Source organism: Aestuariivirga litoralis (assembly GCF_015714715.1).
GTDB classification, from domain to species: domain Bacteria; phylum Pseudomonadota; class Alphaproteobacteria; order Rhizobiales; family Aestuariivirgaceae; genus Aestuariivirga; species Aestuariivirga litoralis_A.
Window position 1 is genome coordinate 325,642 of the sequence record NZ_WAHS01000001.1, and the last position, 16,204, is coordinate 341,845.

General features: G+C 57.1%; 14 protein-coding genes. 6 read left to right on the top strand and 8 right to left on the bottom strand.

All coding sequences use genetic code 11. The features are described 5' to 3' along the window. Window positions 1-46: 46 nt before the first annotated feature. The 3 genes from F8B91_RS01730 to F8B91_RS01740 all read left to right on the top strand — a co-directional run bounded on the left by F8B91_RS01730 (window position 47) and on the right by F8B91_RS01740 (window position 4,360). The gene (locus F8B91_RS01730; protein ID WP_196501997.1) at window positions 47-1,057 is read left to right on the top strand and encodes a ligase-associated DNA damage response exonuclease; all 1,011 of its coding nucleotides are present in this window, start codon (window positions 47-49) and stop codon (window positions 1,055-1,057) included. Beyond that, on the top strand, window positions 1,054-2,625 hold the full coding sequence (locus F8B91_RS01735; RefSeq protein WP_196501998.1) for a cisplatin damage response ATP-dependent DNA ligase: 1,572 nt from the start codon (window positions 1,054-1,056) through the stop codon (window positions 2,623-2,625). Before F8B91_RS01730 ends, F8B91_RS01735 begins: the two co-directional genes overlap by 4 nt. Window positions 2,626-2,713: 88 nt before the next feature. Next, on the top strand, window positions 2,714-4,360 hold the full coding sequence (locus F8B91_RS01740; RefSeq protein WP_348641712.1) for a cis-3-hydroxy-L-proline dehydratase: 1,647 nt from the start codon (window positions 2,714-2,716) through the stop codon (window positions 4,358-4,360). Between the two features lie 270 nt (window positions 4,361-4,630). Here F8B91_RS01740 and F8B91_RS01745 read toward each other — a convergent pair whose 3' ends face one another. The 8 genes from F8B91_RS01745 to F8B91_RS01780 are packed head-to-tail and all read right to left on the bottom strand — an operon-like array spanning window position 4,631 to window position 13,094. Further along, the gene (locus F8B91_RS01745) at window positions 4,631-5,674 is read right to left on the bottom strand and encodes a ketopantoate reductase family protein (RefSeq protein WP_196502000.1); all 1,044 of its coding nucleotides are present in this window, start codon (window positions 5,672-5,674) and stop codon (window positions 4,631-4,633) included. A 2-nt stretch (window positions 5,675-5,676) separates the two neighbouring features. Beyond that, window positions 5,677-6,630 carry a 3-hydroxyacyl-CoA dehydrogenase gene (locus F8B91_RS01750; protein WP_196502001.1) on the bottom strand — a complete coding sequence of 318 codons (954 nt, stop codon included), beginning with the start codon at window positions 6,628-6,630 and terminating at the stop codon, window positions 5,677-5,679. Continuing rightward, a complete protein-coding gene (locus tag F8B91_RS01755; RefSeq protein ID WP_196502002.1) occupies window positions 6,627-7,466 on the bottom strand; it encodes an NAD(P)-dependent oxidoreductase in 840 nt (279 codons plus the stop codon). Before F8B91_RS01755 ends, F8B91_RS01750 begins: the two co-directional genes overlap by 4 nt. After that, window positions 7,463-8,593 carry a CobW family GTP-binding protein gene (locus tag F8B91_RS01760; protein ID WP_196502003.1) on the bottom strand — a complete coding sequence of 377 codons (1,131 nt, stop codon included), beginning with the start codon at window positions 8,591-8,593 and terminating at the stop codon, window positions 7,463-7,465. The genes F8B91_RS01755 and F8B91_RS01760 overlap by 4 nt, the downstream gene beginning before the upstream one ends. A gap of 6 nt (window positions 8,594-8,599) precedes the next feature. Continuing rightward, window positions 8,600-9,856 carry a M24 family metallopeptidase gene (locus F8B91_RS01765; protein WP_196502004.1) on the bottom strand — a complete coding sequence of 419 codons (1,257 nt, stop codon included), beginning with the start codon at window positions 9,854-9,856 and terminating at the stop codon, window positions 8,600-8,602. 17 nt (window positions 9,857-9,873) lie between these two features. Then, window positions 9,874-11,085, bottom strand: coding sequence for a dihydrolipoamide acetyltransferase family protein (locus F8B91_RS01770; protein WP_196502005.1), 1,212 nt, complete (start codon window positions 11,083-11,085; stop codon window positions 9,874-9,876). A 21-nt stretch (window positions 11,086-11,106) separates the two neighbouring features. Then, window positions 11,107-12,087, bottom strand: coding sequence for an alpha-ketoacid dehydrogenase subunit beta (locus F8B91_RS01775; protein WP_196502006.1), 981 nt, complete (start codon window positions 12,085-12,087; stop codon window positions 11,107-11,109). Then, window positions 12,075-13,094, bottom strand: a complete 1,020-nt coding sequence (locus F8B91_RS01780) for a thiamine pyrophosphate-dependent dehydrogenase E1 component subunit alpha (RefSeq protein ID WP_196502007.1) — start codon at window positions 13,092-13,094, stop codon at window positions 12,075-12,077. Before F8B91_RS01780 ends, F8B91_RS01775 begins: the two co-directional genes overlap by 13 nt. A 218-nt stretch (window positions 13,095-13,312) precedes the next feature. On the opposite strand from F8B91_RS01780, the gene F8B91_RS01785 reads away from it, so the two are divergent. Genes F8B91_RS01785 through F8B91_RS01795 form a run of 3 tightly spaced genes read left to right on the top strand, consistent with a single transcriptional unit; the run spans window position 13,313 to window position 16,203 of the window. Further along, window positions 13,313-14,089, top strand: coding sequence for a glucose 1-dehydrogenase (locus F8B91_RS01785; protein ID WP_196502008.1), 777 nt, complete (start codon window positions 13,313-13,315; stop codon window positions 14,087-14,089). Window positions 14,090-14,116: 27 nt separating this feature from the next. Then, on the top strand, window positions 14,117-15,184 hold the full coding sequence (locus tag F8B91_RS01790) for a 2,3-butanediol dehydrogenase (RefSeq protein ID WP_196502009.1): 1,068 nt from the start codon (window positions 14,117-14,119) through the stop codon (window positions 15,182-15,184). Between the two features lie 5 nt (window positions 15,185-15,189). After that, window positions 15,190-16,203: a Gfo/Idh/MocA family protein gene (locus F8B91_RS01795; RefSeq protein ID WP_196503858.1), complete on the top strand. Its 1,014-nt coding sequence runs from the start codon at window positions 15,190-15,192 to the stop codon at window positions 16,201-16,203. The last annotated feature ends 1 nt before the right edge of the window (window position 16,204 follow it).

A 16,204-nucleotide genomic window follows, 5' to 3' on the forward strand; every position in this document is an offset into this window, starting at 1 on the left:
CAAATCCTGCTCTCGGACGTATGCAATCTGATGAGGACAAGATTGCATGCATCCGCGTGAGTGGATCGAAATCCGCCCGCAAGGGGTTTATTGCCACCCCGGTGATTTCTACATCGACCCGGCGCAACCGGTGGAGCGCGCGGTGATCACCCATGGGCATGCCGACCATGCCCGCGCCGGGCACGGCACGGTGATCGCTACCCCGGAAACGCTGGCCATCATGCGTGCACGCTATGGCGAGGACCATGCGCGCGAATTGCAACAGCCACTCAATTACGTTGAGCAGATGGATGTGGGGCCAGTGAAGCTCAGCCTGCATCCGGCGGGGCATATACTGGGAAGTGCGCAGGCGCTGCTGGAATATGGAGGCTCACGCATTGTGTTTGCGGGCGACTACAAGCGTTCGCCCGATCCTACCTGCTTGCCATTCACGCCAGTGGATTGCGATGTGTTTGTGACCGAGGCCACTTTCGCCTTGCCAGTGTTCACGCATCCGCCCATCGCTGGAGAAATTGCAAAACTGCTGCAGTCGTTGCGGGTTTTTCCGGAACGCTGCCATCTGGTGGGTGCGTATTCGCTGGGCAAATGCCAGCGGGTGATCATGGAGCTGCGCACCGCAGGGTATCACGAAACCATTTACCTGCACGGCGCCATGGTCCGGCTTTGCCAGCTCTATGCGTCACTGGGTGTGCCATTGGGATCGCTGGAGCAAGTTACCGATGCCAATGCCAAAAGCCTCGGCGGCAAGGTTGTGCTTTGCCCACCCTCGGCGCTGGATGACCGCTGGTCCCGCAAGCTGCCCGACCCGGTTCATATCGCCGCCTCCGGTTGGATGCGCATTCGCGCCCGCGCCAAGCAGGCAGGGGTGGAACTGCCGCTGATCATCTCTGATCACGCCGATTGGAATGAGTTGAACCAAACCTTGCAGGATGTGGGCGCGCCCGAAGTGTGGATCACCCATGGCCGCGAAGATGCGCTGGTCTATGAGGCAACGAAGAATGGCTTCAAGGCGCAGGCGCTGCATCTTCTGGGTTACGAAGAGGATGATTCCGAGTGAAGACATTCTCCGCATTACTTGAGCGGCTCTATTATGAGCACGGCAATCTGGGCAAGGAAAAGCTGCTCTGCGAATACTTCGCCAGCACAGCGGATCCGGACCGGGGCTATGCCTTGGCTATTATTGCCGGCACGCTGGATATCCCGAATTTTAAACGCGGTATCGTGTTGGGGCTGATCTCATCGCGGGTTGATCCGACCCTTCTTGCGCTGTCGCAAGATTATGTGGGGGAACTTTCGGAGACGGTGGCACATCTCTGGCCCAGTCAATCGGGCTCTACGCGCGAGCTGCCAGCCCTTCACGAAATTGTTGAAACGCTGCTGACCAAATCCAAAGCTGATCTGCCTGCCTATATCGCCGAGATGTTGGACCAGATGAATTCGTCCGAGCGCTGGGCCTTTCTGAAAATTGGCACCGGCACATTGCGCATCGGTGTGTCGGCACGCTTCATCAAGCAGGTGCTCGCGAAATTCGGCGACAAGCCGGTCGAGGAAATTGAAACGCTCTGGCATGGGATGGAGCCGCCCTACACATCCTTGTTCGCCTGGCTGGAGGGCAAGGCCGAAGCGCCCGCGGTTCACCAGCGGTTGATTTTCACGCCAGTGATGTTGGCTCACGCGCTGGAGGAGAAAGATTATCCGCGCATCACGCCAGCCGACTACGCCGCCGAGTGGAAATATGACGGCATCCGCGTGCAACTGGTTTCGAGCGCGCTGGGCAAAAGCCTGTTCACCCGTACAGGCGATGATATCGGGCATGTCTTTCCCGAAGTTCTGGCGCGGATGAATTTCGAGGCGGTGCTTGATGGTGAGTTGATTGTGAAAACTGCTGAAGGTATCGGCAGTTTCAACGCGTTGCAGCAGCGCCTCAATCGCAAGAACCCGTCGAAGAAGATGATAGAAGACTATCCAACCGCCATAGTTGCCTATGACATTCTGAAATTGGGCAGCGAAGATCTGCGCGGTCTCTCCTATGAGGAACGACGGCGCGTGCTGTCTGCCGAACTGGAAAAGCATCGCCCGGTGGATATGGAATTGTCACCGCTGGTGAGTTTTGTAGATTTCGATTCACTTGCCATGCACCGCAAGCTGGCGGCGGGGGAACGCAATATCGAAGGGCTGATGCTGAAACGGCGTGACAGCGTCTACGTTGCTGGTCGCCCCACTGGGCCTTGGTATAAATGGAAGCATGATCCCAAACTGGTAGACGCCGTGCTGATGTATGCGCAGCGCGGCAGCGGAAAGCGCTCGTCTTATTATTCCGATTACACATTCGGACTTTGGAAGGATGATCAACTGCTCCCCATCGGCAAGGCCTATTTCGGTTTCAGCGATGAAGAGTTGAAGCAGCTCGACAAATGGGTGCGCCATCACACCACCAACTCATTCGGACCGGTGCGCGAAGTGAAACGGGAACTGGTGTTCGAAGTGGCCTTTGATGCTGTGCAGCGTTCGAAGCGCCACAAATCCGGCTTCGCCTTGCGCTTCCCGCGCATCAGCCGCATCCGCTGGGACAAGCCTGCGGCTGAGGCTGATCATCTTGAGGCGCTGGAGCCACTCGTGGGCTAGGGTGCTTGCCCGCCATCAAAGCCCTTGCTACGCCTCAGGGATGATTTTGGAAGCGAAGACTTTGGTCGCAGGGACAGGCAGGGGCCCTGTGCTCTTTTCTGATGAACCCTTGTCATTCTGGGGTGGAATTGATCCCGCTACGGGCGTCATCATCGACCGGCATCACTCACTCTGCGGGCAATGCCTTTCCGGAAAAGTACTGGTACTGCCTTCGGGACGTGGCTCTTGCACGGGAAGCGCCGTGATGCTGCAGCTTTTGTCGAGTGGTACGGGTCCCACTGCCGTTATCATCTGCGAGAAGGAAGAGATCATCACCCTTGGCGTGGTGATTGCCGCCAAATTCTTCGGCAAGAGCATTCCGATAGTGCGCCTTGCGCCGGATGATTTTCAAGCTTTGCGCAATTGGGAGTCGGCGCAAGTTGAAAATGGATGGGTTGCGCGAGGAACAGCGGTGCTGGCGCAGGAGGCAATGGTTCCGGTCGATATGCCACTTGCGCTGAGCGACAATGACAAGCACATGCTCGGCGGCGCGGGCAGCGCGGCTGGAAAACTCGCTATGGAAGTCATCGTGACCATGTCGGAAGTTTATGGTGCAGAAAAGCTGATTGACATTGAACAGGTTCATATCGATGGGTGCATTTATACTGGTGATGCGGGCCTCGCCTTTGCCGAACATCTTGTGAAACTGGGTGCGAAAGTCAGCGTGCCGACCACGCTCAATGCAATTTCGGTGGATCGCCAGATGTGGCGTGCACTGGGTGTCCCGCATGATTTCGGCGCGGCGTCAGAACGCCTTGCAGATGCCTATATCGCCATGGGTGCTAGGCCCACTTACACTTGCGCACCGTATCTGCTCGACAGCAAGCCTGGGTTGGGTGCTCAAGTGGCGTGGGGTGAATCCAACGCCGTCATTTATGCCAACAGCGTGCTGGGCGCGCGCACGCTGAAATATCCGGACTATCTCGATATCTGCATCGCCATCACAGGTCGCGCGCCGCTGGCTGGAACGCATCTGGAAGAGGGGAGGTTACCGCAGTTGGAAATCGCTGTTGAGGCAGTGAGCCACATCGACGATTCATTCTTTCCACTGCTGGGCTATCATATCGGAAAGATGTGCGGCCCGCAGATTCCGCTGGTCACCGGACTGGAGCATGTCGCGATCAGCGCGGATGATCTCAAGGCGTTTTCCGCAGCCTTCGGCACCACGTCTGCCGCGCCAATGTTTCATGTTGCCGGTCACACGCCTGTGCTGGGTTCAACTGAAGCGAGCATGGCGCTGCCCCGACACACTGTTTCAAAGGCCCAATTGCGCGCAAGCTGGCAAGAGTTGAACGCGACTGATGGCTCTCACATCGATCTCATCGCATTGGGCAATCCTCATTTTTCAGTGACGGAGTTTGAGAGCCTCTCCGCGCTTTGCGCTGGAAAACGCAAACATCACCGGGTGAAGATGATCGTCACCTGCGGTCGCGACGTTCACCAAAAAATTAGCCCCACCGGTGTGTTGGCGCAGCTTGAAGCATTCGGCGTGACGATCTTGAACGACATTTGCTGGTGCATGATCGAAAAGCCGATCATCCCAGAAGAATGCCGCGCCATCGGCACTAACTCCGGAAAATACATCCATTACGGCCCGGGCCTCTCGGGTGTTGGTGTGCGGTTGGGCAGCCTTGGCGATTGCGTGGATGCTGCCGAAACGGGCAAGTGGCCAGAGCGGATTCCGGACTGGTTGTAGGATTGGCTGGGAGACTAGGATTTGCAGCTTATCTCAATCTAATCATATATTTCAATGACTTGACTGGAATTAGCAACGCCATTTCGTTGTGAAATCGTAGCAGTATTTCGTATGCCACGCAGCTTGGAATGATCAGTATTAAACACATTACCTGAGTTGCGGATACGCGATTTTCTTAATTGGTTGGGCCGATCACGAAGAGTTTCTCGCGCAAGGGTTGGGCGGATACTTGCCAATTCCCCAAATGTCAAAGTGCCCCAGGATGCCGCTTCAGTGGGTAAGCTTTCTATACAATTCGATAAGCTCTGTGGCATTCGCCACATCCGGCCGACGCTCTCCATTCTCGATTTCGAAGCCCATCTTTACCACCAATTCGTTCATCGGAGCTGACCGGCCGTGGGCGCGCAGCCTGTCTACGACCCAACCGTTGACCTCTTGAACTTCGGCGCGTCGGCCTTTGCGCCAGTCCTGGAGGGAGGTGACCAGCGTATCGGGGCGTGAAAAGGTCTTCAGCACTTCGTCGAATATCTGGTCGACATAGCGTTCGGGGTGATTGGTGGTGATGGGTGGCAGCCCGATGATCGGGATGATCTCGGCGCCATCTGCCAGTGCGGCATGCATTGCTTCGTAGCCAGCGAGCCGCATCACCTCGAGCATTCCCGGATAGCGCGCGGCGTCGTTGAGCGGCAGGTCAACGATGGAGGAGGGGATGAGTTCTGCTGCATTGACCACCAGCTTCATCCATTTGGCCGAACGGATATCCGCCATGACCTCGACGCGACCGGCGGTGCGCAACAAGTTTGCAACAGCCTCGACGCGGGGCTGTGTCTCTGGATCAAGCGCGCCAAGAGCGAACCATGACTCATCCTTGTCGTTCTGTCGGTTCACCACGCCCGGCACCCACATGTTGGAGGCTACTTCTATGACGGCGCCGATCGTCCGCTCTCGACCAACGATCGCGCCGATGTCTTCATGCGTCATGCCGTTCTGGAGACCGACGACGAGACCATCTTTGGCGAGCACTGGCTTGATCATCTCAGCAGCCCAGCGTGTGTCATAGGCCTTAACAACCATGAAGACTACATCGAAGGGCTGTTTCACCTCTGCGATCTGGCAGAGATGCAGCGCGGGCACGGCGATGTTGAAGCTGCGCGTGGGCAAGTTTACGGTAATGCCGTTCTTGCGAATGGCTTCCACATGGTCTGGCCACTGGTCAATGAAAGTTACATCGAGGCCTGCTGCTACGAATTCCGCTGCAGTTGATGCGCCTTGCGCTCCAGTGCCGAGAAAAGCGATGCGAGGACTGTCGGTCATTTCTAATCTCCGATGGCTTGTGCTGCGTGGCGCTTGTGAGCTACCAGCGCCATGAGGCGTCGGTCACGCCATAGCTGGCGCTGCTGTAATTCAGCTTCTGGAAGCCGCACGCGGCGTTGCGCCTCGATCTGATCCATAACAGGTCCCGTCCAGTCGACACGGCGCTGCATCTGAGGAAAGATGTTTGCATAAAGGCCTTGATAGCGAGCCGCATAGTCGCGAACGCCGCGGGGAGCATTGAGATCGATAGTCTCGAACGGCCCCATGAAGGACCAGCGCAAGGCGAGGCCGTCGCGGAGTCCGATGTCGATATCTTCGGCACTGGCATAGCCATCGGCGACGAGCCGGAAGGCCTCTTCCAGCAGCGCGCCCTGCAGGCGGTTCATGATGAAGCCGTCCACCTCTGTTTTCATCATCAGCGGTGCGTGACCGGCGGAAATGAGAAAATCACGTGTGCGGGACAGGGTTTCCTCGGTGGTCCACGGTGCGGGCACGACTTCGGCGGCTGGAATGAGATAGGGTGGATTAATTGGATGGACCACGAGACAACGGCCACGACCCCTGAGGCCCTTGGTAAAGGATGACGGTAGCAGGGCCGAGGTTGAGCTCGCGATGACGGCATTGGATGCTGCGAGGGCGTCCAGCTCGGCAAAGACCTTGATTTTGGTCTCAAGCACTTCCGGCGTGTTTTCTTGAATATGTAGCGCGCCGCCGATTGTGTCTTCAAGTTTTGGCTGAGCGGTTAGGCGATTCAGGATTTGCGCGGGGGTCTGGCCGTTCAGCAAATCGTTGGCAGCAAGATCATCCAGTGTTGAGGCGATATAGGTGATGGCCTTCTCAGCTTCACCATCGGCTTGGTCCCAGATGGCGACCTGGGATCCGGCGCGCGCGAATGAAATACTCCAAGCGCGGCCGATGAAGCCCGCTCCGACAATGGCAACTCTTGAATGGGTCATGATGCCGCCTGCTGGATGAGCACGAAAAAATCCTCCTCACCTAAGCCTCGCTCCGACGCGGTGCGATAGGCTTGCATGATCTGGGTGTTGACCGGAAGGGCCATGTTCTGATTTGCGCCCGCTGAGAGGAAGAGATTGAGGTCCTTCATCAGCGTGTTGAGCGTGGCGGCGGGCTTGTAGTCGCCGCTTACTATCATGTCTGTCTTGTAACCAATCAATGGCGATGCGACGACACTCTGATTTATGACTTCCATCATCGTCGCATGGCTGAGACCTCCCTTTGCGCCAAAGGCCAAGGCCTCAGCAAGCAGCGCTGAGGTGGCACAGACCATACTATTGATCGCCAGCTTCAGGTAGCGTGCCTCCTCAGCTTCACCGACATGGAAAGCTTTCTTGGTGAAGGCTGCGAAGATATCGGCCGTCTTGTCGAAGGCCAACTTTGGCCCGGAGACGAGGGCTGTAAGCATTCCGCTTTCGGCGAGTGCCGTTGATCCTGAGACCGGGGCACGCAGATAATCCGTAGTGTCGCCCAGATGATTGGCGACTTTTGCCGACACCTCCGGTGAGACCGTGCTCATGTCGATGAAGGTTGGCGCAATGATACTGTTGTTCAGAACCACATCGGCCAAGGCCTTGTCATCGGAAACACATGAGAAGACTATGTCAGCACCGAGGATCGCTGCTGGCACAGTGCTTTCGGTGGCAAAACCCAGAGCCTGAAGCATCTCCGCCTGTGCCGGTCGCCGTGCTAGGATTCGCACGTCGTGGCTTGAAGCCTTTAGGCGCTTGCATACGGGGAGGCCCATTTTGCCGGCGCCGATCCAGGCGATCTTCATGATGCGGTCGTCTCCGCAACGGCTTGTGAGGTCGCGGCCTTTTCGCGTGCCAAGAACGTGCGCGCACTCATACGGTCGAGAAGTTCGATAATCTCCTTCAATTCGCTTCGAGCAACGCCTTGGGTGATGAAGACGACTCGAGTTCGCTCATCCGCACTTGGCCACTTCTCCAGCCAGGTGACGTTGTGTAAGAGATGCTGCACGCCTTGGATGATGGCGGGACGGCCCGGTTCTTCCCTTATATTAATGAGGCCCTTCACCCGCAGCAGACTGGGACCGAGATTTTGCGAGATGCCATCCAGCAGGAACTGAAGCTCGTCACGTGAGAGGGGTTTGGCACGCTGTAGCACGAAACTCTCGATACCCTTGGCTGTCAGGTCATGAGACAGGTTCTGGTCCTGGAGACCTTCGCTCAAATCTGGTCTTTCTTCATAGGCCTCATAGTTGGCGAGTGACAGCCATGAAGAAGGGTCAGCCATGGGATCTGCAGCGTCAAAACCTGGGTTCATCAGGAGCGGAGCAACAGACGCGGTCCGAAAGTCCGCTGGCGCGATGGCAGCGGCCGGGTTTATGGCCTGCAACTCTTTGGTCAACTGCACAAGCGTGCCTTCCGCCGCCAAATCGAGCTTGGAGATCAGCAGGTCATCCGCCAGCGCCACTTGGCGCAGAGCCTCGGTGTGGCGACCTGCGGTGGTGGGCCAATTCACTGCATCCACCACAGTGAGCACCCTGGCCACGCGATACAGACCATCGAGCGTTGGTTCCGACAGGAAGGCCTGAAGGATGGGTCCCGGTTCTGCCAAGCCGGTGGTTTCGATCACCACATTATCAAAGCTTGGTAGGTCGCCTCTGGCCCGGTCATGGTAAAGGCTGTTCATAGTGCTGATCAGATCGCTACGCACGGTGCAGCATAGGCAGCCATTCTCAAGGACGACGACAGCGTCGTTGCTACTGGTGTAGAGCTGATGATCAAGGCCTACTTCGCCAAACTCATTGACCACCACTACAGTGCGCGCCAAGTCCGGTGATTTCAGGCCGGCATTAATGAGCGTGGTCTTACCGCTGCCCAAAAAGCCCGTGACTAGCGTCACGGGGATGCGGCTCCGGTGGTTGGGCTTTGATGCCATCGACAACTAGCCCACCACCTCGCAGCCGGGCAAGCCGCAGGAAATTAGGTGGTCGGAGGGATAGTTTGTGATGATCTCGCAGCCGGTCTTGGTGACCACCACTTCTTCTTCGATGCGTGCCGCACCAGTGCCGTCGTTGGACCCTTTCCAGGTTTCCAGCGCGAACACCATGCCCTCTTTGAGAGGGCGGGTCTGGCCCTTGAAGCGCTTGGAGAATATCGGCCGCTCCCACAGCGACATGCCCACGCCATGGCCATATTGCAAAAGGAAGGCTTCGTCCTCGTCCTTGTAGCCGAATTCATGCGCATCTGGCCAAACCGAAGCGACCTCATCGGGCGTCACACCGGGCTTTACCATGTCCATGGATGCAGCCAGCCACTTGGAGGCGGTTTCATAGGCATCGATCTGATTGTTGTTAGGTTGGCCGCAGATGAAGGTGCGGTAGTAGCAGGTGCGATAGCCGTTGTAGCTGTGCATGATGTCGAGGAAAATCATATCGCCAGGCTGGATCATGCGGTCTGAAAAGGTGTGTGAGTGGGGCCGTCCGCGTCGGCCGGAAACCGAGTTGACGCATTCGACCCGTTCAGATCCCATGCGGAAGAGCCGGTCGTTGGCGATGGCCACAAGCTCATTTTCCTTTGTGCCCGGACGAATGGCGCGGGCTATGTCAACATAGGTGGCATCGACCATTCCGGCCGCCATCTTGAGAAGTTCAATCTCGTCAGGGGTCTTGACCTCGCGCGCGTCGAGCATGGCCTGCTGGCCATCGACGACTTCAATTCCCTCTGCCTCCAACGCCCGCAGCATGCCAATTTCCATGAGGTCAATGCCCAAGGGCTGATTGGCGATGCCGTAATGCACTAGTGCCTTCTTGATTTGCTTCGCAAAATCCTTCTGAATCCCCAGAGTAGGCGGTATGGCGCCTTGCATCGTCGTAAGCGGGGCCGCCACATTGTCCTTGATCCAGGGAGAAGAAATACGCTTGGCCGGAGGCGCTGGGTCCCAGAGAAAGGGGCTGCCTTCAGCCGGGCAAAGTGCATAACGGAAGAACTTGTCGCGCGCCCATTCGCCGATATGCGTTGCCGTCACGTAGCGGATATTATCGAAGTTGAAACAAAGCACGCCGCCCAGCCCGGCATTGCGGACAGCCGCCTGCGCCTTTGCCAAGCGTTCTTTCGACATCCGGCTGTAGTCGATGCCTTCTTCCCAGTCCTTGGCCATCTGGCCCCAAGAGGCTGTCGCATATGGGCTGTTGTATTTCATGGGTTAATCTCCGGCACTTATGTTCGTGGAATTTCGGCGGACCAGTCATGGCCCTCGATTACCTGCTTGAGGCGCGAGAGGAACGACGCAGCATAGGCGCCATCGAAGGCACGGTGATCAAAGCTCTGACCGATGATGCCGAGTAGGCGAGCGGCGATGAAATCGCCGTCTTTAGTGGAGATCACGGCGGGCCGTTTGCGGATTGCATCGCTTGAAAGGATAGCGACCTGCGGCGCGTTGATGATGGGCGACGTAAACATCGTGCCAAAGGCACCATTATTTGTGATGGAATAGGTGCCGCCCGTGAGATCGTCGGCCGTGAGCTTACTGGCGTGGGCCTTTTCACTCAGGCGAATGATCGCCTTAGCCAGGCCTTCAACGTTGAGATCGCCAGCATTTTTAACAACTGGCACCACGAGGCCTCTGTGGGACAGATCGATGGCGATGCCGAGGTGGATTTCTTGGCTGAGATGTAACGCAGTGCCGTCGAATGTGGCATTGATGTTCGGAAAATCACGCAATGCAATGCACGTGGCACGCGCGATAAAGGGCAGGAAAGTGAGCGAAGCACCATGCGCGGACTGGAATACTTGCTTCGCCGCTTGGCGCGCGCGGTCCACACTAGTGAAATCGACTTCGATGCCCTGGAAGACATGTGGGATCGTGCGCCAATTTTCAGCGAGCCGATCACCGGTCTTTTGGCGAATGGAAGAAAGAGGCGAGGCTTGCGTTTTCGGCGGGCTCAACGGAGGAATTCGCGCTGTCATCGTGGCTAGCGCGGACTGAACATCTGCCTCGCGGATGCGTCTCAAATTCTTGGCGGCGGCATCGCTCGCCAGACGTTCAAGATCGAGATTGTTTTGCGCGATCAGCCGGCGAGCGAGCGGGGAAACGGCGATACCGTTGGTGGCTTTTGCTTTGCCGAAACCTGTCAGCGGCGTTTTGACTTCATCGAAAGTGGATAGTGCGGTCACGGGCTTTGGCGTAGCACTGGCGGATGCGGCAGCGGCGGTGCCACCGAGCGATGCAACGACCGAACCAACCTTAACCGTGGTGCCTTCGGCGACCATGATTTCGTTGAGCTTTCCGGCCGCAATAGCCTCAACTTCGACGGTGACCTTGTCGGTCTCGACTTCGAAGAGCTTGTCGCCGATCTTCACATCATCGCCCACGGCCTTGAACCAGGTGAGTATCTTACCCTCAGCGACGGTTTCGCCCAATTGCGGCATGATGATCGTGGTCGCCATGTCTTAGCCGTTCATCACACGCTTGATCTTGTCGACGATGCGTGCCGCGTTGGGCAGCGCCAGGTCTTCGAGGTGATCGGCAGCGGGCAAAGGGATATGCGGCGTGGTAATGCGCACAATAGGTCCATCTAAATCCCAGAAAGCCTCATCGGCCACGATGGAAGCAATTTCGGCCCCCCAACCCAGCAGTCGCGGATTCTCCTCGACCGTGAACAAGCGGCCCGTCTTGGCAACGGAGCCCAGAATGGTTTGGGTGTCTAGCGGCACAAGTGAACGCACGTCGACAACTTCGGCGTTGATGCCATGCTCACGCGCCAGAATTTCCGCGGCCTCCAGGGCGCGCGGCACCATCAAGGCTAGGGCGAGAATGGTGCAATCAGACCCAGCGCGCAAAATCTTCGCCGTGCCGAGGGTATCGATGATCTCGCCATCGGGCACTTCTCCCTTCGTGGCATAGAGTGCTTTGTGCTCATGGAACATCACCGGATTGTCGTCTCGAATCGCCGCCGCCATCAGGCCGATCACATCAACCGGTGATGATGGCGCCACGACCTTGAGGCCGGGTATCATCATCGTCCAGTTTTCAACCGACTGTGAATGTTGCGCACCAAAGCGCACGCCAGCGCCATTGCCGGTCCGGATGACCAGGGGGCATCTGATCTGCCCATTGGTCATGTAGGAAATCTTCGGCATTTCATTTGCGATGTAATCGAAGCAAACCGCAATGAAATCGGAGAACATGATTTCAGCGATGGGCCGCAGGCCTGTCATCGCGGCACCCATGGCGGCACCCAGAATGGCTTGCTCAGAAATCGGCGTGTCACGCACGCGCAAAGGTCCGAACTTTTCATAGAGGCCGACCGTGGCCTTGAACACGCCGCCAGCCTTGGCAACGTCCTCTCCCAGGAACACGACGTTCTTGTCGCGCTCCATTTCCTGGGAGATGCCCCGGATCACGGCATCACGGTAACTCAGTTCCGCCATGCCCAGCCTCCGTCAGCGTAGACATCGGTGGTCAGCAGTTCTTCAGGTGCTGAAGGCGAAGCCTTGCACAGCTCGGTTGCTACCTCGACCTTGCGCTTGCTCTCGGTTTCAATCGCCAGCGCGTCCCTTTCCGCGATTCCAAAATCGGAGAGACGCTGCTTGTAGATCTTGAGTGGATCATGTTCCATCCACTTTTCTAATTCTCCCGCTGGGCGGTATTTGCCGGGATCGGCGCGGGAGTGGCCCGAATGCCGGTAGGTCAGGCACTCGATAAGGGAAGGGCCATCACCATTGCGTGCCTTTTCGATCGCGGCGGTGGCCGTGCGGTAAACCACATCAGCATCATTGCCATCGACCACGATTTTTTCGAGACCATATGCGCCAGCACGGTCGCCAGCGGGATTGTGCACCGCAGTGACTTCGTGAATTGGTGTATATTCCATATAAAGGTTGTTCTCGCACACGAAGACCACCGGCAATTTCCAGATCACGGCGAAGTTCAAGGCTTCATGGAAAGCGCCAATATTCGTGGTGCCGTCACCAAAAAAACAGACAGAGACATCCTTGTCGCCTAGATATTGTGCGCGCCATGCGGAGCCGCAGGCGATCGGCAGATGTGCGCCGATGATGGCGTAGGAACCCATCACGCCATGTTCCACCGAAGTGAGGTGCATGGAGCCGCCCTTGCCGCGCATTAAACCAATATCACGCAGCATCAACTCGCCCAGCATCGCTTCCATCGGCACACCGCGCGCCAGCGTATGGGCGTGGCCGCGATAGGTGCAGAAGCTCTTGTCACCCTTCTTCATTGCCACGCCGAAGCCGGCTGCGATCGCTTCCTGGCCAAGCGACAAGTGGCTGGTGCCCTTAATCATGTTCTGCAGGAACAGGTCGTGCGCCCGTTTTTCACAGTCGCGGATTTCCACCTGCAGGCGATAGAGTTCAAGCCGTGTCTCTGGCCCGATATCGTCATTGGCGAGTGCTGTTGTCTTTGCGGTCTTTGCCATGCTCAATCTTCAGACCGGCGACGAATATCGGCGCAAATGCATATTGGACAGGCGGTATTTCCCATTCCATGAGCGAGGTGCAACGTCTTCTCCCGGGCAGTCTTTTGTTTTTGACTTTCATCCACTGTGCCGGAATTTCTTGAGCGAAGATTTTGAAAGTTTCTCACTTTGGGAATTTTCGATAATTTCATCCAGACCCGTTTGGTTAGGATGACCGCATGGGTTCTGTGCAAGGAAAAGCAATTATCGTGACGGGTGCCGCCCGCGGCATCGGCGCCGAAATTGCGCGTGCCCTTGCAGGAGAAGGCGCCAAGCTTTGCATCGCTGACGTGAATGAAGATGCAGCAAAGGCCACCGCAAAATTGATTGGTCAAGGCGCCATCGCGGTGAAAGTAGATGTTTCAAAACGCGAAAGCGTCAAAGCTTTGATTGCTGAAACTGTAAAGAGATTCGGCAAGCTCGATGTGATGTTCAACAATGCCGGCATCAGCCAGACCGTCAATTTCATGGATGTGACCGAGAAAGACTGGCAGCGCATCATGGATGTGAATGGACTGGGTGTTCTGCTCGGCATACAAGAGGCCGCACGCCAAATGAAGGCGCAGGGCACCGGCGGCAAGATCATCAACACCGCATCGATCGCCGGCAAGCAGGGCTATCCGCTCTTCGCGCATTATTGCGCTTCGAAATTCGCTGTGGTGGCGCTTACGCAGGCCGCAGCGCGTGCGCTTGCATCTGACAAGATCACCGTCAACGCCTTTGCGCCTGGCGTTGTGCGGACCGAGTTATGGGAACAGCTCGACCGCGAATTCATGGATCTCGGCCTGACGCAGAAGCCTGATCAGGCCATCAACGAATTCAGCCAGTCGATTTTGTTGGGCCGCTATTCAAAGCCGGAAGATATAACCGGCGTCACGTCATTTCTTGCTTCCGCGGCCTCTGACTATGTCACGGGCCAGACCTATATGGTGGACGGCGGGATGGTGCTGACATGAAAAAAAGAAACTTTGGGAGAACGTTCTATGAAGGCAGTGAGGTTTCACGCCGCTAAAGATATCAGGGTTGAGGATGTTGCCGCGCCTTCCAGCAAGCTGGGGCCGAATGACGTTCTGATCAAGCCCATGGTGACCGGCATCTGTGGCACGGACTTGCATGAATATATTGCAGGACCCATAGTCACGCCGCAGACCCCTCATGTTTATACGGGCGCCACTAATCCGCAGATTCTGGGACATGAAACCAGCGCGATTGTGGTCGACAAGGGGTCGGCGGTTACGCATGTAAGAGCGGGTGATCGTATCTCGGTCCAGCCACTGATTTCACCGCGCGATGACTATTACGGCCGCCGCGGCTTGTATCACCTCAGCGAGAAAATGGGGTGCGTGGGCCTTAGCTGGCCTTGGGGCGGCATGGGTGAACTCGCTGTCGTGAATGACTACAACGTTGCCGTTCTCCCCAAGGGTGTGAGTGACATTCAAGGTGCGATGATCGAGCCTGCGGCCGTGGCTGTCTACGCGGTGGATCGCGGTCACGTTGCATCCGGTTCAACCGTGCTTGTTTCAGGCCTTGGACCAATCGGCGCACTCACTTTGCTGGCCGTCAAGGCTGCAGGGGCCTCACAGATTTTTGTCTCTGAGCCCAACGCATTCCGCCGGAAACTGGCCAAGGAACTGGTGCCCAGCGCCATTATCCTGGATCCAGCCGAAACCGATGTTGTGCAATATATCAAGGAACACACTGAAGAAGGCGTGGGCGTCGATGCGGCTATTGAATGCGTCGGCCTGGAGAAAAGCCTCAATACCTGCGCGGCGTCGGTGAGACGGCAGGGCCGGGTGGTGCAGACGGGCCTTCATATGAAACCTGCGAGCATTGATGCGATGCTGTGGGCATTGAAGGACATCACGGTGGAGGCGACGTGGTGTTATCCGGTGCAATGTTGGCCACGCATTATCCGCATGGTGGAGTCGGGAAATTTTCCGATTGAGAAAATCGTGACTGCCAACATCGATTCCGAACACGTGGTGAAGCAGGGCTTTGATGCACTGCTCGACAAGTCGGTCAATCATATGAAAATTCTGGTCACGGTATGAGCGCGATGACACAGAACAATGTGCCCGTGAAAGTCGCCCTCATCGGCCTCGGTTGGTGGGGCAGGAAAATGACGGTGGTCCTCCAGAAAGCCCGGCAGGACATTGAGATCGTCTGCGCCGCTGAACCAAATCCCGCAGGCGCCGCGTTTGCCAAGGAGCATGGGTTTCCCTGCTATCCGGATGATGCCGCGGCTCTAAAGCATTCGGGCGTTGAGGCGGTAATTCTGGCCACGCCGCATTCACTGCATGCCGAACAAATCGAACGTGCCGTTGCGGCTCGCAAGCATATCTTCTGTGAGAAACCTTTGGCACTCACGCGCGCGGGCGCGGAAAAGGCTGTCAATGCCTGCGCCGCCAAGAAGCTCGTTCTGGGCATGGGCCACGAGCGTCGCTTCGAACCGCCCGTGGCCGCCATGATCGCCGCTGCGCAGAGTGGCGCTTTGGGCCGCCTGTTGCAAATCGAGGCCAATTTCAGCCATGATAAGTTTGTGAGCCTGGATGCCAGCAATTGGCGGCTCAATCCGGCGGAAGCGCCGGTCGGTGGCATGACCGCGACCGGCATTCACTTGACGGATCTTTCCACGCTTCTGCTTGGTCCGGCCCGCGATGTGCGCGTTTCCTGTGAGAAGCTGGCCTCGAATATTCCGCAAGGCGACACAATGAGTGCGCATATTCGGTTCAAGAACGGCGGCACGGCGTATATTTCTGCCACCCTGGCCACTCCCTTCATCTCGCGCTTCGCGCTGTTCGGCACCAAGGGCTGGATCGACATCCGCGACAAGGCACATGTGGAATCTCCAGCGGGTTGGGTAGTCACCTCGGCGAATACTGGATCTGAAATCTCGGTGAAGGAAATTCCGCCGGCTGAGCCGGTGAAAGACAATCTGGTGGCCTTCGCTCACGCTATTCGCGGCAAGGCGGCATACCAGATCACAGGCGAAGAACTGATCAACAATATTTCCATCCTCGAAGCCATCATCGCCTCAGCGGCGCAAGATGGCGCGATCGTGAATGTGTAGG

Bases quoted from the DNA above. Each gene is read 5' to 3' on its own strand.
- F8B91_RS01730 (WP_196501997.1), top strand. From the start codon at position 47: ATGCATCCGCGTGAGTGGATCGAAATCCGCCCGCAAGGGGTTTATTGC.
- F8B91_RS01745 (WP_196502000.1), bottom strand. From the start codon at position 5,674: ATGACCGACAGTCCTCGCATCGCTTTTCTCGGCACTGGAGCGCAAGGC.
- F8B91_RS01750 (WP_196502001.1), bottom strand. From the start codon at position 6,630: ATGACCCATTCAAGAGTTGCCATTGTCGGAGCGGGCTTCATCGGCCGC.
- F8B91_RS01755 (WP_196502002.1), bottom strand. From the start codon at position 7,466: ATGAAGATCGCCTGGATCGGCGCCGGCAAAATGGGCCTCCCCGTATGC.
- F8B91_RS01760 (WP_196502003.1), bottom strand. From the start codon at position 8,593: ATGGCATCAAAGCCCAACCACCGGAGCCGCATCCCCGTGACGCTAGTC.
- F8B91_RS01765 (WP_196502004.1), bottom strand. From the start codon at position 9,856: ATGAAATACAACAGCCCATATGCGACAGCCTCTTGGGGCCAGATGGCC.
- F8B91_RS01770 (WP_196502005.1), bottom strand. From the start codon at position 11,085: ATGCCGCAATTGGGCGAAACCGTCGCTGAGGGTAAGATACTCACCTGG.
- F8B91_RS01775 (WP_196502006.1), bottom strand. From the start codon at position 12,087: ATGGCGGAACTGAGTTACCGTGATGCCGTGATCCGGGGCATCTCCCAG.
- F8B91_RS01780 (WP_196502007.1), bottom strand. From the start codon at position 13,094: ATGGCAAAGACCGCAAAGACAACAGCACTCGCCAATGACGATATCGGG.
- F8B91_RS01785 (WP_196502008.1), top strand. From the start codon at position 13,313: ATGGGTTCTGTGCAAGGAAAAGCAATTATCGTGACGGGTGCCGCCCGC.
- F8B91_RS01790 (WP_196502009.1), top strand. From the start codon at position 14,117: ATGAAGGCAGTGAGGTTTCACGCCGCTAAAGATATCAGGGTTGAGGAT.
- F8B91_RS01795 (WP_196503858.1), top strand. From the start codon at position 15,190: ATGACACAGAACAATGTGCCCGTGAAAGTCGCCCTCATCGGCCTCGGT.